The organism is uncultured Aquincola sp. (genome assembly GCF_964001545.1).
GTDB lineage: Bacteria > Pseudomonadota > Gammaproteobacteria > Burkholderiales > Burkholderiaceae_C > Aquincola.
The window spans coordinates 1-4469 of record NZ_CAXFDV010000698.1 but is presented as its reverse complement, the minus strand read 5'-3'; the positions used below and the strand labels follow the sequence as shown (position 1 = coordinate 4469).

Here is a 4469-nt window from a genome sequence, read left to right as displayed (position 1 = left end):
TCCCCTTCATGGTGGCCCGGCAGGTGCACACCGGCTTGCCGCAGCAGCGGCACGCCGGCATGCAGCATGTAGGCCACCGGCGGGTTCACCCATTTCATCGAGGGCGACGAGCCCGCCGGCCGATCCACCGCGCGGTGCGCGAACTTGCCGCCCACCGGCCGCGCCGCGCAAAAGGCGGCGAAGGTCTCGCGGATCTGCGGTCGGCTCAGGGCCGCGTAGTGCGTCATCAGCGCGGGCCAGTCCTGCGGCCAGCCCAGTGCCTGCACCAGTTCACGCGGCAGGCCGAAGGGCAGGTCGAAGCCGCCGACCCAGGGGCCGGGCGTGTGCAGCCATTGGCCGAAGGCGGCCAGCGTCGGGTGGCTGTCGATGCGCAGCAGCGTGCAGCGGCTGCCTTCCAGCCGGCCATGCGCCACCACCACCGGCTTGCGGGCGGTGGGCGCGCTGCTGAAGTCGATGCCGTAGATGTCCATCGCCCCCATTGTCGCGGCGTGGCCATGCCGGTGCCGGCGCGGGGTCGGGCGGCGATACAGTGGCCCGATCCCTTCCCTTCACCGCCAGCGGAGCCGTCAGCCGTGCCAGCGCATCCTGTTCTTGTGGAAGTCACCCGGAGTGGCTTCGTCGAATCCTTCCACCGCGGCGCGCTGGCCATCGTCGATGCCGGCGGTGCGCTGCACACCGCGCTGGGCGACATCGAGCGGCCGGTGTTTCCGCGCTCGGCCGTCAAGGTGATGCAGGCGCTGCCGCTGGTGGCCAGTGGCGCGGCCGAGCGGCTGGGGCTGGGCGATGAAGAGCTGGCCATTGCCTGCGCTTCGCACAACGGCGAGGCGGCCCATGCGGCCACCGCCGCCGGCATGCTGGCCAAGGCCGGACTGGACGCCACGGCGCTGGAATGCGGCGCACACTGGCCGATGTGGGACGTGGCCGGCCGCGCCCTGGCCGCCACCGGTGCCCAGCCCGGCGCGCTGCACAACAACTGCTCAGGCAAGCATTCAGGCTTTGTGTGCCTGGGCTGCCTGATGGCAGCGGCCGAAGGGCGCGATGCCCGCGCCTTTCTCTCGGGCTACGTGCAACCCGACCATCCGCTGATGCGCGAGGTGACGGCCGCGCTGCAGGCCGCCACCGGTTACGACCTGGCGCGCGCCCCGGTCGGCACCGACGGCTGCAACATCCCCACGTTCGGCGTGCCGCTGCGGCACCTGGCGCATGGCTTTGCGCGCATCGGCAGCGGCCAGGGTTTGTCGCCCGGCCATGCGGCGGCCGCGGCCCGGCTGCGGCGGGCGGTGGCGGCGGCGCCTTTCATGGTGGCGGGCACCGGCCGCTTCGACACGCGGGCGATGGAAGCGCTGGGCGAGCGCCTCTTCTGCAAGGTGGGCGCCGAAGGCGTGTACGGCGCCGCCCTGCCCGAGCTGGGCCTGGGCGTGGCGCTGAAGATGGACGATGGCAACAACGCCCGCGCGGCCGAGGTGGTGATGGCGGCGGTGGCCGCGGCGCTGCTGCCGCAGGCCGCGCCGCTGCAGCCGGCGCAGGCGGCGCTGCTGGCCGACCTGGCGGCGCCCACGCTGCGCAACTGGAACGGCACGGTGGTGGGCGGCCTGCGTGGCGCCGAGGCGTTGCAGGCCGCGCTGCCTGCGGTTGCGGCCTGAGCTGCGGGCCGCCGAATCAGGCGGCCGCGTCAGACCATCGCCGCCTGGGCCGCCAGCACCTCGGTGCGCACCTGCTCGGTCAGCTCCGCTTTCAGTTCGGAGAACGCGGCCGTGGTCTTGACCGCATAGTGCCGCGGGTGCGGCAGCGGCACCGGCCGGTCGAGCTTGATGCGGCCGGGCCGTGCGCTCATCACCATCACGCGGCTGCCCATGAACACCGCTTCGTCGATGTCGTGGGTGACAAACAGCACCGTGGTTCGCTCCACCTCCCAGATGCCGAGCAGCAGCTCCTGCATCAGCTCGCGCGTCTGGTGGTCGAGCGCGCCGAAGGGCTCGTCCATCAACAGCATGCGCGGGCCGTTGGCCAGCGCACGGGCCAGCGCGGTGCGCTGCTGCATGCCGCCCGACAGCTGCTTGGGGTAGTGGTGCTCGAAGCCCGTCAGGCCCACCTTCTGCAGGAAGCTCTGCGCGATTTCGATCTGCTGCGCCCGCGGCAGGCCGCGTTCACGCAGGCCGAAGCACACGTTGTCGCGCACCGTCAGCCATGGGAACAGCGTGTAGCTCTGGAACACCATGCCGCGGTCGGCGCCCGGGCCGGTGATGCGGCGGCCGTCCAGCAGCACTTCGCCCGCCGTCGGGTGGTCCAGCCCGGCCACGATGCGCAGCAGCGTGCTCTTGCCGCAACCCGAAGGGCCGAGGATGGTGATGAAGTCGTTCTCGGCCACCTGCAGGTCGGTGGCCGACAAGGCCAGCGTGCTGCCGTGGCTGGACTCGAAGCGGCGCTCGACGCCGCGGACGGTGAGGAGGGTGCTCATGCTCGGCGCCTTGGTCAGCGGCCCAGGGCGGCCCAGCGGAACATCCGCCGGTTGGCCCACTTGAACAGCAGGTCGCTCAACAGCCCGATGAGGCCGATGACGATGATGCCGAAGATGATCTGGTCGGTGGCCAGCAGCGCCTGACTGTCGGTGATCATGTGGCCGATGCCGCTGGAAGCGCCGATCAGCTCGGCCACGATCACATAGGTCCAGGCCCAGCCCAGCACCATGCGCAGGATTTCGGCGATCTCGGGCGCGGCGCCGGGAATCAGCACCCGGGCCACCACGCCACGATCGCCGCAGCCCAGGGTGTAGGCCGCTTCCACCAGGTCGCGCCGGGTGTTGCCCACGGCCACCGCGATCATCAGCACCAGGTTGAAGAAGCTGCCGATGAAGATGACCGAGAGCTTCTGCGCCTCACCCAGCCCGGCCCACAGGATGAGCAGCGGAATGAAGGCGCTGGCCGGCAGGTAGCGGGCAAAGCTGATGAAGGGCTCGAAGAAGGCTTCGATGGGCTTGTAGGCGCCCATCAGCACGCCCAGCGGCAGCGCCAGCACCGCGGCGATGGCAAAGCCGCCCACCACGCGCCACACCGTCATGCCGATGTCCACCGCAAAGCCCATCTCGGTGAGCAGCGTCCAGCCGCTGCGCAGCATGGTCAGCGGGTCAGCCAGGAAGGTTTTGCTGACGTGGCCGCCGAGCGTGACGAAGGCCCACACGGCAAAGAACAGCACGAAGAAGGCGAGGCCGAGCACGAAGCGCGTGCCGCGCGGAACGGGGGTCAGCGGTTTCATGCGGAAGGCGGCAGCGCCTGGTTCAGCCAGGCCACGATGTCTTGGGGATAGTGCCGGTGAAAAGCTTCGCGGTCGAAGCCGGGCGGGTCTTGCGAGGGCGCAAAGCCCGGTTTGACCAGGGCCTTGGGAAAGGGCGTGATGAACGAGAAGTGGCCCGCGCCCGGCACCACCCGGCTGTCGACGCGGCGTGCATCGGCCACGCCCTGGCGAATGATCTCGCCCTGGCTCAGCGGCGTGATGTCGTCGTGCTCGGCTTCCATCAGCAGGATGGGCAGGTTGACCGCGCGCAAGGCACCAGGGGCCTGGAAGAAGAAGGCGGCCGGCGCCAGCAGCACCAGGGCGTTGACACGCGCATCGTGCGCCGGCGCCACCGCTTCACCGCTGCGGGCATGGGCCTGGCCGCCGGCCACGGCCAATGCCGTGTAGGCACCCAGCGAATGGCCGATGACGGCGATGCGCTGGCTGTCGATGGGCAGGCGCGCCAGCACCTCGGAAATCACCAAGCCGACATGCCGTGGCCGGTCCTGCAGGTTCTGCAGCGTGCCCTTGAGCCGGTCGTCCTTGCGGTGGTTGCCGGGATGATCGAACGCGGCCACCACCCAGCCCGCCGCCACCAGCGCATGGCACAGCGCGCGGTATATCTGGTAGCTGCCGCCATTGCCATGGGACAGCACGGCCAGCGGCAGTGGCGCCGCCGGCGCGGCGTCGGCCGGCCAGCCCATCACCTCGGCCGGAAAGCGGATGCCCCCGGCCGCATCGACGACGTCGATGAACATGCGTTCCTTGGTTGAGAAATCAGTTCAGGAAGCGCGTGTCGGCCAGCTTCGTCAGGTCGGGGATCTGCTTGATGATGCCCACCTCCAGCAACAGATCCGCCGCTTCCTTGCTGAACTGCTGGTGCTCACCGGCAAAGAACTTCTGGTTGGCCGCGCGGTCTTGCCAGCGCAAAAACTTCTGTGAGTTCTCGAAGGCTTCGCCGCTTTGCTTGACGTCGGCGCCCATGATCTCGAAGCTCTTCTTTGGGTCGGACTTGATCATGTCCAGCGCGTCGAAGTAGGCGTCGGCCAGGCCCTTGGCGGCCTTGGGGTTGTCGGACAGGAACTTGGGCGCGCAGCCGAAGGTGTCCATCACCATCGGGTAGTCCAGCGTGGTGGCGATGATCTTGCCCGCCTCGGGCTTGGCGCGCACGCTGCTCAGGTAGGGCTCGTAGGTCATGC

The 4469-nt window shown here is 69.8% G+C and carries 4 protein-coding genes and 2 pseudogenes; 1 reads left to right on the top strand and 5 read right to left on the bottom strand.

Annotated elements, in window-relative coordinates; translation table 11 throughout:
- Window positions 1-470, bottom strand: a pseudogene (locus ABNT58_RS24515) (DUF429 domain-containing protein); the annotation flags it as partial.
- A 123-nt stretch (window positions 471-593) separates the two neighbouring features.
- On the opposite strand from ABNT58_RS24515, the gene ABNT58_RS24510 reads away from it, so the two are divergent.
- Complete coding sequence (locus tag ABNT58_RS24510; protein ID WP_348756007.1) at window positions 594-1643, top strand: asparaginase; 1050 nt, start codon at window positions 594-596, stop codon at window positions 1641-1643.
- Between the two features lie 29 nt (window positions 1644-1672).
- Here the strand turns inward: ABNT58_RS24510 and ABNT58_RS24505 are convergent, their stop codons facing one another.
- The 4 genes and pseudogenes from ABNT58_RS24505 to ABNT58_RS24490 all read right to left on the bottom strand — a co-directional run.
- Window positions 1673-2458, bottom strand: a complete 786-nt coding sequence (locus ABNT58_RS24505; protein WP_348756006.1) for an ABC transporter ATP-binding protein — start codon at window positions 2456-2458, stop codon at window positions 1673-1675.
- A gap of 14 nt (window positions 2459-2472) precedes the next feature.
- Complete coding sequence (locus tag ABNT58_RS24500) at window positions 2473-3252, bottom strand: ABC transporter permease (protein ID WP_348756005.1); 780 nt, start codon at window positions 3250-3252, stop codon at window positions 2473-2475.
- Window positions 3249-4028 carry an alpha/beta fold hydrolase gene (locus tag ABNT58_RS24495; RefSeq protein WP_348756004.1) on the bottom strand — a complete coding sequence of 260 codons (780 nt, stop codon included), beginning with the start codon at window positions 4026-4028 and terminating at the stop codon, window positions 3249-3251. The genes ABNT58_RS24500 and ABNT58_RS24495 overlap by 4 nt, the downstream gene beginning before the upstream one ends.
- 19 nt (window positions 4029-4047) lie before the next feature.
- A pseudogene (locus ABNT58_RS24490) lies at window positions 4048-4469 on the bottom strand (ABC transporter permease); the annotation flags it as partial.

Bases quoted from the DNA above. Each gene is read 5' to 3' on its own strand.
- ABNT58_RS24495 (WP_348756004.1), bottom strand. From the start codon at position 4,028: ATGTTCATCGACGTCGTCGATGCGGCCGGGGGCATCCGCTTTCCGGCC.
- ABNT58_RS24500 (WP_348756005.1), bottom strand. From the start codon at position 3,252: ATGAAACCGCTGACCCCCGTTCCGCGCGGCACGCGCTTCGTGCTCGGC.
- ABNT58_RS24505 (WP_348756006.1), bottom strand. From the start codon at position 2,458: ATGAGCACCCTCCTCACCGTCCGCGGCGTCGAGCGCCGCTTCGAGTCC.